The following is a 17,260-nucleotide window of genomic DNA, read 5'->3' on the forward strand; positions in this document are numbered from 1 at the left end:
GAGTCCGGCCGTGGCCTCCCGTCTCGTCGTCCTCGTGTCGGGCTCCGGCACCAACCTCCAGGCCCTCCTCGACGCGTGCGCCGACCCGGCGTACGGCGCCGAGGTGGTCGCCGTCGGCGCCGACCGCGACGGCATCGAGGGGCTGGCCCGTGCCCGGCGAGCGGGGGTGCCGACCTTCGTGCACCGCGTGGGCGAGCACCCCTCGCGCGAGGACTGGGACGCCGCCCTCACCGACGCCGTCGCCGCCCACGAGCCCGACCTGGTCGTGCTGGCCGGCTTCATGAAGCTGGTCGGGGCGAGCTTCCTGGGCCGCTTCGGCGGTCGCGTGGTCAACACCCACCCGGCGCTGTCGCCGTCGTTCCCGGGCATGCACGGTCCGCGTGACGCACTGGAGTACGGCGTGAAGGTCACCGGTGCGACGCTCTTCGTCGTCGACGCCGGCGTCGACACCGGGCAGATCGTCGCGCAGAGCGTCGTGCCGGTCGAGGACGACGACGACGTCGCGAGCCTCCACGAGCGGATCAAGACCGCCGAGCGCGCGATGCTCGTCGACGCGGTGGGCCGCATCGCCCGCGAGGGCCTGGTGCTCGAGGGTCGCCGGGTGCGCTTCGGCGGCTGAGTCCTCCTATGATGGGCGCACACGACTGGCGCAGGTGGGACCACCACCGGGGAGTGCCCCGCTCGATCCACGCGGGGGCGAGTGCATCGACCGCCTGGGTGCCCTCATCGACTCGACCGACGAACCGATGAGGAGCAACCCCTCCATGAGCGACATGCGCGTCCCGATCCAGCGGGCCCTGGTCTCCGTCTACGACAAGTCCGGGCTCGAGGAGCTCGCCCGCGGCCTCCACGAGGCCGGGGTCGCCCTGGTCTCCACCGGTGGCTCGGCTGCCCTGATCGAGGGGCTGGGCCTGCCGGTCACCAAGGTCGAGGACCTCACCGGCTTCCCCGAGTGCCTCGACGGCCGGGTCAAGACGCTGCACCCCAGGGTGCACGCGGGCATCCTGGCCGACCGCCGTCTCGAGACCCACGTGGCGCAGCTGGCCGACCTCGGCGTGGAGCCCTTCGACCTGGTCGTCTCCAACCTCTACCCCTTCACCCGGACCGTCGCGTCCGGCGCCTCGCCCGACGAGTGCGTGGAGCAGATCGACATCGGCGGGCCCTCGATGGTGCGCGCCGCGGCCAAGAACCACCCCTCGGTCGCGATCGTCACCTCGCCGCAGCGCTACGCCGACGTGCTCGCCGCCGTCGCCGCGGGCGGCTTCACCCTGGAGGAGCGCAAGACGCTGGCCGCCGAGGCCTTCGTGCACACCGCGTCCTACGACGTGGCCGTGGCCTCGTGGATGGGCAGCGTGCTCACCGACTCCTCCCGCGGCACCGGCTTCCCGGCCTGGATCGGCGCGACCTGGGAGCAGGCCTCGGTCCTGCGCTACGGGGAGAACCCGCACCAGCCGGCCGCGCTCTACCGCAGCGGCCACGGTGCGGCCGGACTGGCCTCGGCCGAGCAGCTGCACGGCAAGGAGATGTCCTACAACAACTACGTCGACACCGACGCCGCCCGCCGCGCGGCCTACGACTTCGCCGAGCCCGCGGTGGCGATCATCAAGCACGCCAACCCGTGCGGAGTGGCGGTCGGGGCCGACGTCGCCGAGGCCCACCGCCGTGCCCACGCCTGCGACCCGGTCTCGGCCTTCGGCGGCGTGATCGCCGCCAACCGCCCGGTGACCGTGGCCATGGCCGAGCAGGTCGCCGAGGTGTTCACCGAGGTGATCGTCGCGCCGGGCTACGAGGACGGCGCCGTCGAGGTGCTCCAGGGCAAGAAGAACATCCGGATCCTGGTGTGCGAGCCGCTGGAGCGCGGCGGGGTGGAGACCCGGCCGATCAGCGGCGGCCTGCTGGTGCAGGAGCGCGACTCCTTCCAGGCCGAGGGCGACGACCCGTCGGGCTGGACCCTGGCGACCGGCGAGGCGGCCTCCGAGGAGGTCCTCGCCGACCTCGCCTTCGCCTGGCGGGCGTGCCGCTCGGCGAAGTCCAACGCCGTCCTGCTGGCCCGCCAGGGCGCCTCGGTGGGCATCGGGATGGGTCAGGTCAACCGCGTCGACTCCTGCCGGCTGGCCGTCGAGCGCGCCAACACCCTGGGCGAGGGCGAGGACCGCGCCCGCGGCGCCGTGGCCGCCTCCGACGCCTTCTTCCCCTTCGAGGACGGCCCCCAGGTGCTCATCGACGCCGGCGTCACGGCCATCGTGCAGCCGGGCGGCTCGGTGCGCGACGAGCTCACGGTCGAGGCCTGCAAGGCCGCGGGCGTGACGATGTACCTCACCGGCACGCGGCACTTCTTCCACTGACCCCAGCCTCCGTGCGCCTCCCCCCGGGCCTGCTCCCGCCCACCCGTCTCGAGCGCGACCTCGCGCTGCAGTGCGTCCTGTCGGCCTTCGCCACCGGCTCCTTCCTCACCGGCACCGCGGTGTTCTTCACCCAGGTCGTGGGTCTCTCGGGGGCCCAGGTGGGCCTGGGGCTGTCGGTCTCGGCGGGGGTCGCGCTGGCGCTCTCGGTGCCCCTGGGCCGGGTCAGCGACCGGGTCGGCGCGAAGCGGCTGTGGGTGCTCGCCTCGGTGCTGGAGGCCCTGCTCTACTTCTCGTGGCCGGCGGTCGGTGGCTTCGTGCTCTTCGTGGCCGTGCTCGCCACCCTCGCCGCCGTCGAGACCGCGGCGCGCTCCGCACGCGAGGTCTACCGGATCAGCGTCTTCCCCCGGGAGACCCGCGTGCGGGCCATGGCCTACATGCGCGCGGCCCGCAACGTGGGCTACACCCTCGGGGCCGGGGCCGGTGGCGTCGCGCTGGGCATCGGCACGCGCGAGGCGATCGTCGCCGTCCCGCTGCTCACCGGCGCGCTGCTGCTGCTCAACGCCGCGATGGTCTCGCGGCTGCCGTCCGTCGCCCGGCCGGTGGTGGTGCGGGGCCCGCTCGAGCAGGCCGGCCCCGCCGCCTACCGCAACCCCGGCTTCGTGGTGCTCGCGTTGTGCAACGGCGTCCTGGGGTCCAACCAGGTGCTGCTCAACGTGGTCGTGCCGCTGTGGCTGGTGGAGCGCACCGACGCCCCGCAGACGCTGCTGGCGTGGCTCTTCGGCACCAACACGGTGCTGGCGGTGCTGCTGCAGGTGCGCGCCTCACGGGGCTCCGACACCGTCGCGGGCGCGCTGCGGGCCGTGCGGTGGTCGGGGTGGGCCTTCGTGGCCTCCTGCCTGGTGCTCAGCGTCACCCACGAGACCGCGGGCTGGGTCTCGATCGCGCTGCTGTGGGTCGGCCACGTCACGATCACCGGCGCCGAGCTGTGGCAGTCGGCCGCGTCGTGGGGCTTCGCGGCCGAGCTCTCCGACCACCGCCGTCTCGGCGACTACCAGGGCGTGTGGGGCATGGGCATGCAGGTCGAGGCGATCGCCTTCCCGGCGCTCTACACCTTCCTCGCCCTTGAGGTCGGCACGCCGGGGTGGGCGCTCATCGCGGGCATCGCGGTGACGGCCGCCGTCGTCTCCCACCCCGCCGCCGGCGCCGCGCAGCGCCACCTCGAGCGCGTCGGCGCACCGGTCGGGCGCTGAGGCGTCCGCGTCCCTAGACTGGCGGTCGTGACGGCACAGAGGCTGGACGGCAGCGCCACGGCGGCGGCGATCAAGGACGAGCTGAAGGCCCGGGTGGCGGCCCTGCGCGAGCAGGGCGTCGTGCCCGGCCTGGGCACGGTGCTGGTCGGCGACGACCCCGGGTCGCGGTGGTACGTCGGCGGCAAGCACAAGGACTGCGCCGAGGTCGGCATCGAGTCGATCCGCGTCGACCTGCCCGCGACCGCGACGCAGGAGGAGATCGAGGAGCACGTCGCCCGCCTCAACGCCGACCCCGCGTGCACCGGCTACATCGTGCAGCTGCCCCTGCCGCGGGGCATCGACGAGAACCGCGTGCTCGGCCTGGTCGACCCCGCCAAGGACGCCGACGGCCTCCACCCGACCAACCTGGGCTGGCTGGTGCTCGGCACGGAGGCCCCGTTGCCCTGCACGCCGTACGGCATCGTCGAGCTGCTGCGCCGCCACGGCGTCGGGATCGCCGGGGCCCACGTCGTGGTCGTCGGACGCGGGGTCACCGTCGGCCGCCCGCTGGGCCTGCTGCTGACCCGGCGCAGCGAGAACGCCACCGTGACGCTGTGCCACACCGGCACCCGCGACCTGGCCGCCCACGTGCGCGAGGCCGACGTGGTGGTGGCGGCCGCCGGGGTGCCCGGCATCATCACCGCCGACATGGTCAAGCCCGGCGCCGCGGTGCTCGACGTCGGGGTCTCGCGCGTCGACGGCAAGATCGCGGGCGACGTCGCCGACGAGGTCTGGGAGGTCGCCGGCTGGGTCTCGCCCAACCCCGGCGGCGTCGGCCCGATGACGCGGGCGATGCTCCTGTCGAACCTGGTCACGATGGCCGAGAAGGCCACGGTCTGAGGTGACCCTGATGAGCCGGCCACAGCCCGCGGGGGAGGAGCCCCCCGCCCACCTCGACGACGTGCCGCCGGTGCCGTCGGCCGAGGAGGTCGCGGCCGAGCTCGAGGCCGTGGCGTATCCCGCCGAGCCCGCTGACCCCGCTCACCCCGCTGACCCCGTCGGCGAGGAGCCCGAGGACCGACGTCATCCCTCCACCGTCGGCGGCCTGCTCTACCTCTTCGTCCTCGCTGCCGGCGCCACCGGCGTCTTCATCGCCTGGTCCGGCGACTGGCGCCTCGGCGTGCGCTGGATCGGCGGGGCGCTGGTCGGTGCGGCCGCCTTCCGGCTGGTGCTGCCGCGACGCGACGCCGGCATGCTCGCCGTGCGCCACCGGCTGCTCGACTGCCTCCTGCTCGGCGGCGTCGGCGCGGTGCTGCTCTTCCTGGCCCAGACCATCCCGAACCAGCCGGGCACCTAGCGCACGAGGGCCCGCCCGGATCGCTCCGGGCGGGCCCTCGTGGGTGTGCGCGGGATGCTCGCGCGTCAGCGGCTCAGATGAGTCCGAGCTCGGTGACCGCGGCGCGCTCGTCGGCGAGCTCCGCGGTGGAGGCGTCGATGCGGGCGCGGGAGAAGTCGTCGATCTCCAGACCCTCGACGATCGACCAGTCGCCGTCCTTCGTGGTGACGGGGAAGGAGGAGATGAGGCCCTCCGGCACGCCGTACTCGCCCTGCGAGCGCACGGCCATGGAGACCCAGTCGCCCTCGGCGGAGCCGTAGAGCCAGTCGCGCGCGGCGTCGATGGTGGCCGAGGCGGCCGACGCGGCCGAGGAGGAGCCGCGGGCGTCGATGATCGCCGCACCCCGCTTGGCCACGGTGGGGATGAAGGTGCTCTCGATCCACTCCTGGTCGCCGACGACCTCGGCGGCGTTGCGTCCGCCGACCTGGGCGTGGAAGAGGTCGGGGTACTGGGTGGCGGAGTGGTTGCCCCAGATGGTCATGTGGCTGATGTCGGTCACCGCGGCGCCGGTCTTGGCCGCCAGCTGCGAGATCGCGCGGTTGTGGTCGAGGCGGGTCAGCGCCGAGAACCGCTCCTGCGGGATGTCGGGGGCGTTGGTCATCGCGATGAGGGCGTTGGTGTTGGCGGGGTTGCCCGTGACGCCGACGCGCACGTCGGAGGCCGCGACCTTGTTGAGGGCCTTGCCCTGGGCGGTGAAGATCGCGCCGTTGGCCGAGAGCAGGTCGCCGCGCTCCATGCCGGGGCCGCGGGGGCGGGCACCGACCAGGAGGGCGAGGTTGACGCCGTCGAAGATGGTCTCCGCGTCGTCGCCGATCTCGACGCCGGCCAGGCCCGGGAACGCGCAGTCGTCGAGCTCCATGACGACACCCTCGAGCGCCTTGAGCGCGGGGGTGATCTCGAGCAGGCGCAGCTCGATCGGCTGGCCGCCGGTCAGCGCACCGCTGGCGAGGCGGAAGAGCAGGCTGTAGCCGATCTGGCCGGCGGCGCCGGTGACGGCGACCTTCAACGGGGTGGGGCTCACGAGATCTCCTTGACGAGGTCCTGGGGCGGTCTGGCTTCCGACGCTAGCAGCGGCGCGGGGCCCAGCAGCAGCGGGGTTCGCGCCCTGGGGGAGCATGGGCGCCATGCGTCTGCGCCGCGGCCGTCCCCCCGCCCACCCCTCCCGTCGCGGTGCGGGCGCCGCGGTGGTGACGCTGGCGGCCGCCGCCGTCCTCGGCGGCTGCTCCTCCTCGGCGCCGCTAAGCCCGCCGACGGGCGTCGACCTGCTGACGGTGCCCACGCCCACGCCCGACCCCGACGACTTCGTGGGGCGCGTCGACAACCCGTGGTTCCCCCTGGAGCCGGGCGGCGTCGCGACCCTGGCCGCGCCGACGACGCCGACCGGCGCGCAGGGCCCCGGGCTCGAGGTCACCCGCAGCGTCAGCGCCGGGCCCGACGTCGCCGGTGTGCCGACCACGGCCCTCACGACCGTGACGACGGACCGGGGCGCGGGCGGCGGCCGCGTGGTCGACCTCTTCGCGCAGGACGTCGACGGCAACGTGTGGTGGATGGCCAGCGCCGGGGGCGGGCTCGACTTCGAGGCCGGTGTCGACGGCGCGGAGGCCGGGCTGTGGATGCCGGCGCAGCCGCGGTACGGCGACGGGTGGCTCGCCGTCGGGGGCACGGCTGGCACGCCCGTGGTCGTCACCGTGCTCGCGGTCGACCAGGACCTCGCGCGCCCCGGCGGCTCCTCCGACGACGTGGTGGTGCTCCAGGTCGAGAGCGGCATCGGCACCCGCGTCGACTCCTACGCCCCCGGAGAGGGGCTGGTGCGCAGCGACGCCGGTAAGGACGAGGTCGTCCTCACCGGCGTCGGGTGAGCGTCGAGCGGGTGGGTCGGCAGGTGGGTCAGGGACGGATCTGGGTGCGGCCGTCGCCCTCGTCGGGCCACTGCCCGCCGGCCTGACCGGTCTGACCGGTCTGCCCGGTCTGCCCGGTGGTCGGCCCCCAGCCCTGCTGGCCGGTCTGCTGGCCGGTCTGCTGGGGCGCCTGGGGCTGCTCGAGCGGCTTCCACTGCCCGGCGACCGGGTCCCACTGCCAGCCGTCCTGGATGATCGGCGCCGGCTCGGGCGCCCAGCCCTGCTGGCCCTGCTGGCCGCCCTGGGCCCAGCCGCCCTGCTGGGCGCCCTGGGACCAGCCCTGCTGGCCGCCCTGCTGGGCGACGGGCTGCTGGGCCCTGGCCGGGCGCGAGAAGCTCAGGCCCGAGCCCTCGACCGGGTCGGCGTCGCGACCGAAGAGCGCGGGGTAGGCCAGGCCGCCGGCCACGGCACCGAGCAGGGGCGCCACGATGAAGACCCACAGCTGCAGCAGCGGGTCGACCCCGGAGAAGAGCGCGGGCCCGATCGAGCGCGCGGGGTTGACCGACGTGCCGGTCAGGGGGATGGCCACGAAGTGGATGACCGCCAGGGTCAGGCCGATGACGAGCGGCGCGAAGGCGGCGTTGACGCTGCTGCGGCGGTCGGTGACCGCGAGGATGACGAAGACGAAGAGCGCGGTGAGCACGATCTCGACCAGCAGCGCCGCCCAGAGGGCGTAGCCGGTGCCGTCGTCGCCCCAGCTGTTGGCGGCCAGGCTGGTGTCGAAGGCCTCGAAGCGGTCGTTGCCCAGCGCGAGCACGAGCAGCACGAGGGCGCCGACGATGCCGCCGACGACCTGGGCGCCGGCGTAGCGGCCGGCCTCGGCCCACGTCATCCGCCCGCTGACCGCGGCCGCGACGGAGACGGCGGGGTTGAAGTGCCCGCCGGAGACGCGTCCCACGGCGTAGGCCATGACGGTGACGGCGAGGCCGAAGGAGAGGCCCACCGAGAGGATGTTGGCGTCGCCGAACCCGCTGCTGCTGGAGGCCAGCACGAGCGAGCCGCAGCCGACCAGGACGAGGACGGCGGTGCCGAGCGCCTCGGCGGCCAGCTTCTGGGCAGGGGTGCCGTCGGGGGCGGAGGGTGCGGTGGCCGCCGGGGTGACGGCCTCCGAGGACGTGGGATCAGGGGATGTGGCCATGCCCGGAGTCGTCCCCCCGCGGCGACCCGACCAAACCCGCCGGCGCACCCCCGACGGGGTGACTAGACAGCCGACGGCTGACAGGCTGGGCGGGCCCGGACGGTGCGACCCGTGGTCGCCGACGCGTCGGGTATCTTGACATCAAGAATTCTTCCAGCTCCTGAGGAGTCGCCGCACACCATGGCCACCATCATCTACACGCACACGGACGAGGCGCCGCTGCTCGCGACGTACTCCTTCCTTCCGATCATCCAGGCCTACGCCGCTCAGGCGGGCGTCGAGGTCGAGACGCGTGACATCTCCCTCGCCGGCCGCATCATCTCGCAGTTCCCCGAGCGGCTGACCGAGGAGCAGCGGGTGGCCGACCACCTCGCCGAGCTCGGCGAGCTGGCCACCAAGCCCGAGGCCAACATCATCAAGCTGCCCAACGTGTCGGCCTCGGTGCCGCAGCTCAAGGCGGCCATCAAGGAGCTCCAGGAGCAGGGCTACGACCTGCCGGCCTACCCGGAGAGCCCGCAGACCGACGAGGAGAGGGAGATCCGGGCCCGCTACGACAAGACCAAGGGCTCCGCGGTCAACCCGGTCCTGCGCGAGGGCAACTCCGACCGGCGCGCCCCCGCCTCGGTGAAGGGCTACGCCAAGGCCCACCCGCACCGCATGGGCGCCTGGAGCGAGGACTCGCGCACCAACGTCGCCACCATGGGCAAGGACGACTTCTTCTCCAACGAGAAGTCGGTGGTCATCGAGGCCGACGACACCCTGCGCATCGAGCACGTCGCCGCCGACGGCACCGTGACGGTCCTCAAGGAGTCGGTGCCGGTGCTGGCCGGCGAGGTCGTCGACGGCACGTTCATGAACGTCGCGGCCCTGCGGCGCTTCCTCACCGAGCAGATCGCGCGGGCCAAGGCCGACGACGTGCTCTTCTCCGCCCACCTCAAGGCCACGATGATGAAGGTCTCCGACCCGATCATCTTCGGCCACGTCGTGCAGGCCTTCTTCCCCACGCTCTTCGAGCAGTACGGCGAGCAGCTCGCCGCCGCCGGCATCTCGCCCAACGACGGGCTCGGCGCCCTGATGTCGGCCGTGGCCGACCTCCCCGACGGCGACGCCGTCAAGGCCGCGGTCGAGGCCGGCCTGGCCGACGGCCCGAAGCTGGCCATGGTCGACTCCGACAAGGGCATCACCAACCTGCACGTGCCCTCCGACGTGATCATCGACGCCTCGATGCCGGCCATGATCCGCACCTCGGGCCACATGTGGGGCCCCGACGGCGAGGAGGCCGACACGCTCGCCGTGATCCCCGACTCCTCCTACGCCGGCGTCTACCAGACCGTCATCGACGACTGCCGCGCCCACGGCGCCTTCGACCCGGCGACCATGGGCTCGGTGCCCAACGTCGGCCTGATGGCCAAGGCCGCCGAGGAGTACGGCTCGCACGACAAGACCTTCGAGGTGCCGGCCGCCGGCACCGTGCGCGTGGTCGACGGCTCGGGCGCGACCCTCATCGAGCACACCGTCGAGCCGGGCGACATCTGGCGTGCCTGCCAGACCAAGGACGCCCCGATCCGCGACTGGGTCAAGCTCGCCGTCACCCGCGCCCGCGCCACCGGCGCCCCCGCGATCTTCTGGCTCGACGAGCAGCGTGCCCACGACGCCAACCTCATCGCCAAGGTGCGCGAGTACCTCCCCGAGCACGACACCGACGGCCTGACCATCGAGATCATGGCGCCCGCCGAGGCCACGGCGTACTCCCTGGAGCGCATCCGCCGCGGCGAGGACACCATCTCGGTGACCGGCAACGTGCTGCGCGACTACAACACCGACCTCTTCCCGATCCTCGAGCTCGGCACGTCGGCCAAGATGCTCTCGGTCGTGCCCCTGATGAACGGCGGCGGCCTCTTCGAGACCGGCGCCGGCGGCTCCGCCCCCAAGCACGTGCAGCAGCTGGTCAAGGAGAACTACCTGCGCTGGGACAGCCTCGGGGAGTTCTTCGCCCTGGCCGCCTCCTTCGAGCACCTGGCCGGCTACGCCGACAACGCCCGCGCGCAGGTGCTGGCCGACACCCTCGACCGCGCCACCGGCACCTTCCTCAACGAGGACAAGTCGCCCACCCGCCGCATCGGCGGCATCGACAACCGCGGCTCGCACTTCTACCTGGCCCTCTACTGGGCCCAGGAGCTGGCCGCGCAGACCGACGACGCCGACCTGGCCGAGAGGTTCACCGCGCTGGCCACCACGCTGGCCGACGCCGAGGACACCATCGTCGGCGAGCTCAACGCCGTGCAGGGCAGCCCGGCCGACATCGGGGGCTACTACCGCCCCGACGCGGCCAAGGCCGACGCCGTCATGCGCCCGTCGCAGACCCTGAACGACGCGCTGGCCACCCTGGCCTGACGTCCCGCCGCACCCGCGCTCCACCGGCCGGGCCGGTCCTGTCGTACGACGGGGCCGGCCCGGTCGTGCGTCGCGGGAAAACCGGTCGATCGGCGTCGGTGCCGGCGCGTAGCGTGCGGGGCGATGACCAGGACCAGCCTCGCCGAGCGCGACACCACCACCCCGTCCGCACCGACGAGGCCCTCGACCTCCGACCCCTCCCGCCGCGTCGACTGGCGTCGCCTGCGGGGCCCGGTCGCCACCGTGGCCCTGACCGCCTCGGTCCTGGCGGCCCTCGGCCAGACCCTCGGCACCGTGGTGGCCGGTCGGCTCGCCGCCGACCCCGTCGTCGCCCTCGTGGGGGCGCTCGCGCTCTGCGTGGTTGGCGCGGCCCTGCTCGACGCCGTCGGGCGCACCCTGTGGGCCGGGGTGGTCGACCGCGCCGAGGGCGCGCTGCGCGCCGACCTGCTCGACGCGGCGCTGCACCAGCCGCTGGCCCTGCTCTCGGAGCAGGCGGTCGGCGAGGTGCTCGACCGCGTCGACGACGACACCCACGAGGTCGGCACCCTCGTGCGCCGCCAGGTGTGGGACGCGCTGCAGACCGCCTTCGGCGTGGTGCCGCTGTGGGTCGTGGCCGGGCTCACCTGGTGGCCCGCCTGGCTGCTCTTCCCGCTCTTCGCGGTGGCCGCGGTGCTCGTGGTCCGTCCGCTGCTGCCCGAGGTCTCGCGGCGCAAGGTCGTCGAGGAGATCGCGTGGACCGACCAGGCCGCGGCGATGGAGGAGGGGGTCGCCGGGCGCGACGACCTGCGCACCAGCCTGGGCCAGGCCCACGTCGTGCGCCGCTGCGCCGAGCTCTCGGCGCGGGTGCACGAGCGCCTCGACCGGGTGCTCCAGGTGGAGACCCGCGTGGCACGGCGCGCCGGCGTCCTGCTGCACGCGCTGCTCGCCGCCACGGGCGTGGTGGGCGTGGCCCTGGTGGTCGACGGCGGGCTGTCGGTCGCCAGCCTCGTCACCCTCTTCCTGGTCACGACCCGCTTCACCGGTCAGATCGCCACCCTGGCCCAGCACCTGCCCGACCTCCAGGCCGGACTCGGCGCCCTGATGCGGCTGCGCCAGCTGCTCGACACCGAGCCGGAGCCGGTCGGCGGCGCCCCGGTGCCGACCGGGCGCCTCGACCTCGAGCTGCGCGACCTGCACTTCTCCTACGCCGAGGGCTCCTTCGCCCTGCGCGAGGTCGACCTGCGCGTGCCGGCGGGCCGCACGTGCGCCCTGGTGGGGCGCACCGGGTCGGGCAAGTCGACGCTGGCGGCGCTCGTCTCGCGCGCGGTCGACCCCGAGCCGGGCACGGTCCTGCTCGGGGGTGTCGACGTGCTCGACCTCGACCTGCAGCAGCTGCGCGCCGCGGTCGGCGTGGTCACCCAGCGCACCGAGATCCTGGCCGGCACCCTGGCCCAGAACGTCGCGCTCTTCTCCGACGTGCCCCGCGCGCGGATCGAGGCGGCGATCGCCGAGCTGGGCCTCGAGCCGTGGGTCGCGGGGCTGCCCGACGGTCTCGACACCGCGCTGGGACCCGGCGGCACGACCCTGTCGGCGGGGGAGGAGCAGCTGGTCGCCTTCGCCCGGCTGCTCGTGCGCGACGTGGCCGTGGTCGTGCTCGACGAGGCCACCGCCCGCATGGACCCGCTCACCGAGTCGCTCGTCGTCCGGGCCGCCGACCGGCTGCTGGCCGACCGCACGGGCCTGCTCGTCGCCCACCGTCTCTCCACCACCGCCCGTGCCGACCTCGTGGCCGTCCTGGAGGCGGGCCGCGTGGTCGAGCAGGGCCCCCGCGCCGTGCTGGCCGCCGGCCCGGGTCGCTTCCGCACCCTGCTCGACGCCGGCGGCGAGGACGCCTTGCAGTCGGGGCAGTCGGGGCAGTCGGGGCAGCCGGGGCAGCCGGGGCAGCCGGGGCAGCCGGAGCAGCCGGAGCAGCCGGGTGGGCCGGGAGAGGCAGGCACGTCGGGGGAGGCGGCGCCGCCGGTCGCGACCGCGGTGGGCGGGCGTCGGCGCAGCGGCCCGCCGCCCGCGCTGCCCGAGGTCGGGGGCGGGCGCAGCCTGGCCGGCGGCATCAGGCACGCCCTGGCGATCCGCCCCGCGTGGGGCCTGGTCGGTGCGGCCCTCTTCCTGCTGGCCTCCCTGACGGGGGCCTACGGTGCGGCCACCGGCTTCGTGTGGGGCCGCCTGGTCCAGGGCCTCGAGCAGGGCGACGCGACGACGGGCACGACCGTGGGCCTGACGGTGGTGCTCGTGGCGGCCCTCATGGTCGCGCCGCTCATGCTGGCCGAGGCCTTCCGCCGCTACCCCCGCTGGTGGATCGAGGTCATGCTCCGGGTGCGCATGGCGGTGCTGGTCGGGCAGACCGGCCAGGAGCGCCTCACCCGCACCCCGCCCGGGGAGGTGGTGGCCCGCGCCATGGACGCCGACCGTTTCGCGCGCTACGCCGACCGGTGGGTCGACTTCGTCAACGGCCTGATCATCATCGTCGTCACCACCCTGCTCTCCGGCAGCCTGCTGGCGGGCGCGGTGCTGCTCGCGGTGATGGTGGCCTCGGCGCTGGCCTCCTCGGTCGGTCGCCCGATCGCCGGGCGCTCCGCGGCCGCGTCCTCGGCGGCGCGGGCCCGCTTCGGCCGCTCCCTGGTCTCGGCCCTGGAGTCGAGCCGCACGGTCAAGCTCGCCGCGGCGACCCCGGCCGTGCACGCCCACCTGCGCCACGTCGACGGCGGACGCGTCGAGGCGGCGGTGCGCGAGCACCGGGTGCAGGCCGTGCTCGACGGCGTGCCGGTGGTCATGGTGCAGTGCGGCGTCGTGGCCGCCTGGGCCGTGCTCGTCGCGGGTGGCTGGGACCTCGCCACCGCACTGCTGGTCGCCAACGCCGTCAACGGCTTCGACTGGTTCGGCCGGGTGGCCGGGTCGGTCATCACCGAGGCCCCCGGCACCCGGGCCTGGCAGCAGGCGACCAGCCGGCTCGCCGGCGGCGTCGACCTGATGGACCTGCCCCCCGGCGTCGACCTCGTCGCCGGCGCCGCTCCCGAGCCCGCCCCCAGCGACCGCGTGCCACTGCGCCGTCTCGAGCTGCGCGGCGTCGACGCCGTGCACGACGACGGCACCCGGGGCGTCGTGGGGGTCGACCTGACCGTCGAGGCCGGCGAGCTGGTGCTGGTGCTCGGGCAGGTGGGCTCGGGCAAGTCCAGCCTGCTCGCCGCGCTGGCCGGGCTCGTCTCCCACACCGGGTCGATCCGGTGGAACGACGTGGAGGTCGACGACCCGCAGCTGTTCCTGCGACCGGGGCAGGTCGCGCACGTCGCCCAGGTGCCGCGGGTGCTCTCGGGCACCTTCGACGACAACGTGCGGCTGGGCCACGCCCGCGGTCTCGACCGCGCCGTCGTCGACGCGCGGCTGCAGGCCGACGTCGACGAGGCCGGCGGCCCGCACGCCGTGGTCGGCCACCGCGGGGTGCGCCTCTCCGGCGGTCAGGTCCAGCGCCTGGCCCTGGCCCGGGCGCTGGCCGCCGACACCGAGCTGCTGCTGGCCGACGACGTCTCCAGCGCCCTCGACGCCGCCACCGAGATCGAGCTGTGGACCGCCCTGCGCGGTCGCGGCACGACCGTGCTGGGCGCCACCTCCAAGCAGGCCGCCCTGGCCGAGGCCGACCGCGTGGTCGTGCTGCTCGACGGGGAGGTGGCCGAGGTGGGCCCGTGGCGCGAGCTGTCGTCGCGCTGGGCCCACCTGGCCGGCTGAACCGGCGGCGGCCGGCTGGGTCCCCGCAGGTCTGGCACGCTGGTGGCTCCGCCCGTCCCGCCCGTCGAGGAGCCCCCGTGCGTCGTACCGTCCGCGCAGCCGACCGTCTGCCCAGCCGTCTGCCCAGCCGTCTGCCCAGCCGTCTGCCCGCTCTCCTGGCCGGCTGCGTGCTCGCGGCCTCGCTGACCGCCTGCTCCGAGGAGCAGGTGCGCGACGCGGCCTCCGACGCCGCGGGTGACGCCGCCTGCTCGGTGGCGCGGGAGGCGATGGGGCAGGTCGCCGACCAGGCCGGCGCGGTGGCCGACCGGATCGGCGCCGACCCCGCCGCCGCCGAGCGGGAGCTGACGGCGCTGCGCGACACCCTCGCCGCGGCCGAGGACAACCTCGGCGGGGAGACCAGGGCGCGCCTGGAGGAGGCCCGCACGGCCCTCGACGGGCTGGCCGCCGAGGCCGAGCAGCACGCCGAGGGCACGCCCGTGGACCGCGCCGCGGTGCAGCGCGAGCGTGAGCGGCTCAGCGAGGCCGTCCAGGGGCTGCGCGAGGTCTGCTGAGGCCGGGGGCGCCTCCCGGCGTGAGACCTCTCACGATCCGCGGCGATCGGCGTCCCAGGAATAGCCGCGGGCGCCGCCGGGGTTGGAGCATGGCGTCACCCCCGACTTGGATCGATCGAAGGCTCTCCCCATGACGACCCCCGCTCCCGCCCCCGAGCGCACCGGCGCCCACCCGCGCTACGCGCTGGCCGTGCTGGCGCTGGCCCTCGGCGGCTTCGCGATCGGCACGACCGAGTTCGTGACCATGGGCCTGCTGCCCCAGATCGCGGAGGGCATCGGCGTCTCCGAGCCCACCGCGGGCCACGTGATCTCCGCCTACGCCCTGGGCGTGGTCGCCGGGGTGCCGGTCCTGTCGTTCTTCGCCGCGCGGCTGCCCCGGCGCGGCCTGCTGGTGGGACTGATGGGCGCCTACGCCCTCTTCAACGTGCTCAGCGCCCTCGCGACCGGCTACGGCATGCTCACCGCCGCCCGCTTCCTCGACGGTCTGCCCCACGGCGCCTACTTCGGCGTCGCCTCGCTGGTCGCGGCCGAGCTCGCGGCCCCCGACAAGCGCGGCCGGGCGGTGGCCGCGGTGATGCTGGGCCTCTCGGTGGCCAACGTGGTGGGCGTGCCCGCCGCGACCTTCGTGGGGCAGAACCTCGGCTGGCGCGCGGCCTACGTCGGCACCGCGGTCATCGCCGCCCTCACCATGGCCCTCGTCCTCGCCTTCGTGCCCTCCCGCCCGGGCGACCCGGAGGCCACCGGCGCCAAGGAGGCGCGCGAGTTCTTCGGCTCCAGCCAGGTCTGGCTGACCATGGCGGCCGGGGCGATCGGCTTCGGCGGCATGTTCGCGGTCTACTCCTACATCGCCACCACCGTGACCGACGTCGCGATGCTCGGCTCGGGCACCGTGCCGGTCTTCCTGCTGGCCTTCGGCCTCGGCATGGTCGCCGGCACCTGGGTGGCGGGCGAGCTGGCCTCGTGGTCGGTGTTCCGCTCGCTGATCGTCTCGGGCGTCGGCTCGGGCGTGCTGATGCTGGCCTTCTGGGCCGTGGCCCCCTACGGGTGGTTCCTGCTGCCCGTGGTCTTCCTCATCACCGCCGTCGGCTCGATCCTCGTCGTCAACCTCCAGCTGCGGCTCATGGACGTGGCCGGCGACGCCGTCACCCTGGGCGCGGCGATGAACCACGCGGCCCTCAACGCCGCCAACGCCCTGGGCGCCTGGCTGGGCGGCGTGGTCATCGCGGCCGGCTACGGCTACCGCGCGCCCGCGCTAGTCGGTGCGGCGCTCTCGGTGCTGGGCGTGGCGATCCTGCTGCTCGCCTCCTGGCACGACAAGCGCGGCGCGCGCCGCACCCCCGTCGACGTGGGTGCCGGCGAGGAGCGCTCCTACGCCCCGGTGTCCAGCCGGTCGTAGAGGACGAGGTCGGCCCGCCCGTCGCGCACGAGGGCGCCGAGCCGCTCGACGCCGTAGGCGGTGAACCCGGCCCGCTCGATCACCCGCCGCGAGGCGGTGTTGCCGGCGGCCGCGCCGCAGCTGACCCGGCGCACCACCAGGTCGTCGAAGGCGTGACGCGCCACGGCGCGCAGCGCCCGGGTCGCGACGCCCCGGCCGCGGGCGTCGGGGTGGGTCCAGTAGCCGATCTCGCAGGTGACGTACGGCGTGAGCCCGAACCACCCGACCGAGGCCAGTGCGCGGTCGGGCGCGCCGGGGTCGACCACGGCCCAGTTCACCGCGCTGCCGGTGGCGAGCCGCTCGGTGACGTCCTCGAGCCAGGCCCGCGCGTCGTGGTCGGTGTAGGGCGCGGGCAGCTGCCCGAGCCAACGCTGGCTCTCGGGGTCGCTGCACGCCTCGACGACCCGCGCGACGTCGGTGTCGCGCCACGGCCGCAGCAGCAGCCCGTCGGCCTCCAGTGTCGGCACCTCCAGCCAGCGGGTGCGCGGCCGGCGCGGGTCGGTGCTGCGCAGCGTGCCGACCCAGGCGTCGTGGAGCTCGCCGCGCTGGGGCAGCCACGCCCGCAGCGAGCCGTCGACCTCGAAGCCCAGGCGCCACGCGGTCTTGCGCGAGGCCCAGTTGCCGCGCTCGGCCCACCAGACGACCGTGCGCAGGCCCTGCTGCTCGAAGCCCCAGTCGAGGAGCACCCGCAGCGCCTGCTCGACGGCTTCTGTGCCGCGCACCCACGGGTGGGCGGCGTAGGCGATCTCGGCGCGGTCGCTGCCCTCCGGGCGCAGCGACGCGCTGCCGGCGTACCTGCCGTCGACCTCGACGACGAAGCCCCACTCGCTGCCGTCGGCCCAGCCGGCGGGCATGACGCGGCCCACGAAGTCCTCGGCCAGCTCGCGGGTGTAGGGCACCGGCACGGTGGTCCAGCGCTGGGTGAGGGGGTCCTGGCACTGCTCGAGGCAGCCCTGCGCGTCCTCGGGGCGGTGGCCCCGCAGCACCACGGTCCGGCCACCGTCGTGCGAGGTGAGGACGGGGGCGGCGCTCGGCGGTGGTGGCGGGGTCATGGCGCGCACCCTGCCAAGCGGGCCGGCGCCGGGGCAACCGGGTTGTGGGGCCGGGGGAGGACCCGG

Annotated in this window: 13 protein-coding genes and 1 riboswitch; of the genes, 10 read left to right on the forward strand and 3 right to left on the reverse strand. The window is 74.9% G+C overall.

From position 1 onward, the window contains the following. Positions 1-10: 10 nt before the first annotated feature. From purN to ASF47_RS09955, 5 genes are all read left to right on the forward strand, one after another. Entirely contained in the window at positions 11-619 is a 609-nt protein-coding gene (purN, locus tag ASF47_RS09935; RefSeq protein WP_056863846.1) for a phosphoribosylglycinamide formyltransferase, read from the forward strand. Between the two features lie 11 nt (positions 620-630). After that, a riboswitch (ZMP/ZTP riboswitch) is annotated at positions 631-726 on the forward strand. A 38-nt stretch (positions 727-764) separates the two neighbouring features. Continuing rightward, positions 765-2,345 (forward strand): bifunctional phosphoribosylaminoimidazolecarboxamide formyltransferase/IMP cyclohydrolase, encoded by a 1,581-nt coding sequence (gene purH / locus ASF47_RS09940; protein ID WP_056863847.1) that lies wholly within the window; start codon positions 765-767, stop codon positions 2,343-2,345. 11 nt (positions 2,346-2,356) lie between these two features. Next, a complete protein-coding gene (locus ASF47_RS09945) occupies positions 2,357-3,595 on the forward strand; it encodes an MFS transporter (protein WP_156697845.1) in 1,239 nt (412 codons plus the stop codon). 27 nt (positions 3,596-3,622) lie between these two features. Then, on the forward strand, positions 3,623-4,474 hold the full coding sequence (locus ASF47_RS09950) for a bifunctional methylenetetrahydrofolate dehydrogenase/methenyltetrahydrofolate cyclohydrolase (RefSeq protein ID WP_056863848.1): 852 nt from the start codon (positions 3,623-3,625) through the stop codon (positions 4,472-4,474). A 10-nt stretch (positions 4,475-4,484) separates the two neighbouring features. After that, a complete protein-coding gene (locus tag ASF47_RS09955; protein WP_156697846.1) occupies positions 4,485-4,931 on the forward strand; it encodes a DUF3017 domain-containing protein in 447 nt (148 codons plus the stop codon). A gap of 73 nt (positions 4,932-5,004) precedes the next feature. Here ASF47_RS09955 and ASF47_RS09960 read toward each other — a convergent pair whose 3' ends face one another. After that, on the reverse strand, positions 5,005-5,991 hold the full coding sequence (locus ASF47_RS09960; RefSeq protein ID WP_056863850.1) for a malate dehydrogenase: 987 nt from the start codon (positions 5,989-5,991) through the stop codon (positions 5,005-5,007). Positions 5,992-6,094: 103 nt separating this feature from the next. Between ASF47_RS09960 and ASF47_RS09965 the strand changes: the two genes are divergently transcribed. Then, positions 6,095-6,829: a hypothetical protein gene (locus ASF47_RS09965; RefSeq protein ID WP_156697847.1), complete on the forward strand. Its 735-nt coding sequence runs from the start codon at positions 6,095-6,097 to the stop codon at positions 6,827-6,829. 28 nt (positions 6,830-6,857) lie between these two features. Here ASF47_RS09965 and ASF47_RS20650 read toward each other — a convergent pair whose 3' ends face one another. Next, entirely contained in the window at positions 6,858-8,006 is a 1,149-nt protein-coding gene (locus ASF47_RS20650) for an MIP family channel protein (RefSeq protein ID WP_082500190.1), read from the reverse strand. A gap of 180 nt (positions 8,007-8,186) precedes the next feature. Between ASF47_RS20650 and ASF47_RS09975 the strand changes: the two genes are divergently transcribed. The 4 genes from ASF47_RS09975 to ASF47_RS09990 all read left to right on the forward strand — a co-directional run bounded on the left by ASF47_RS09975 (position 8,187) and on the right by ASF47_RS09990 (position 16,103). Then, complete coding sequence (locus ASF47_RS09975) at positions 8,187-10,400, forward strand: NADP-dependent isocitrate dehydrogenase (RefSeq protein ID WP_056863852.1); 2,214 nt, start codon at positions 8,187-8,189, stop codon at positions 10,398-10,400. A gap of 123 nt (positions 10,401-10,523) precedes the next feature. Then, positions 10,524-14,156: an ATP-binding cassette domain-containing protein gene (locus ASF47_RS09980; RefSeq protein WP_056863853.1), complete on the forward strand. Its 3,633-nt coding sequence runs from the start codon at positions 10,524-10,526 to the stop codon at positions 14,154-14,156. A gap of 77 nt (positions 14,157-14,233) precedes the next feature. After that, the gene (locus ASF47_RS09985) at positions 14,234-14,707 is read left to right on the forward strand and encodes a hypothetical protein (RefSeq protein ID WP_056863854.1); all 474 of its coding nucleotides are present in this window, start codon (positions 14,234-14,236) and stop codon (positions 14,705-14,707) included. 130 nt (positions 14,708-14,837) lie between these two features. Then, positions 14,838-16,103 (forward strand): MFS transporter, encoded by a 1,266-nt coding sequence (locus tag ASF47_RS09990; RefSeq protein WP_056863855.1) that lies wholly within the window; start codon positions 14,838-14,840, stop codon positions 16,101-16,103. Here ASF47_RS09990 and ASF47_RS09995 read toward each other — a convergent pair. Next, the gene (locus ASF47_RS09995; RefSeq protein ID WP_056863856.1) at positions 16,076-17,194 is read right to left on the reverse strand and encodes a GNAT family N-acetyltransferase; all 1,119 of its coding nucleotides are present in this window, start codon (positions 17,192-17,194) and stop codon (positions 16,076-16,078) included. The two genes, ASF47_RS09990 and ASF47_RS09995, sit on opposite strands and share 28 nt — an antisense overlap. Positions 17,195-17,260: the final 66 nt, after the last annotated feature.

Source organism: Nocardioides sp. Leaf285 (assembly GCF_001422955.1).
In the GTDB taxonomy this organism is placed as follows: Bacteria; Actinomycetota; Actinomycetes; order Propionibacteriales; family Nocardioidaceae; genus Nocardioides; species Nocardioides kribbensis.

Bases quoted from the DNA above. Each gene is read 5' to 3' on its own strand.
- purH (WP_056863847.1), top strand. From the start codon at position 765: ATGAGCGACATGCGCGTCCCGATCCAGCGGGCCCTGGTCTCCGTCTAC.
- ASF47_RS09955 (WP_156697846.1), top strand. From the start codon at position 4,485: ATGAGCCGGCCACAGCCCGCGGGGGAGGAGCCCCCCGCCCACCTCGAC.
- ASF47_RS09965 (WP_156697847.1), top strand. From the start codon at position 6,095: ATGCGTCTGCGCCGCGGCCGTCCCCCCGCCCACCCCTCCCGTCGCGGT.
- ASF47_RS20650 (WP_082500190.1), bottom strand. From the start codon at position 8,006: ATGGCCACATCCCCTGATCCCACGTCCTCGGAGGCCGTCACCCCGGCG.
- ASF47_RS09975 (WP_056863852.1), top strand. From the start codon at position 8,187: ATGGCCACCATCATCTACACGCACACGGACGAGGCGCCGCTGCTCGCG.
- ASF47_RS09980 (WP_056863853.1), top strand. From the start codon at position 10,524: ATGACCAGGACCAGCCTCGCCGAGCGCGACACCACCACCCCGTCCGCA.
- ASF47_RS09990 (WP_056863855.1), top strand. From the start codon at position 14,838: ATGACGACCCCCGCTCCCGCCCCCGAGCGCACCGGCGCCCACCCGCGC.
- ASF47_RS09995 (WP_056863856.1), bottom strand. From the start codon at position 17,194: ATGACCCCGCCACCACCGCCGAGCGCCGCCCCCGTCCTCACCTCGCAC.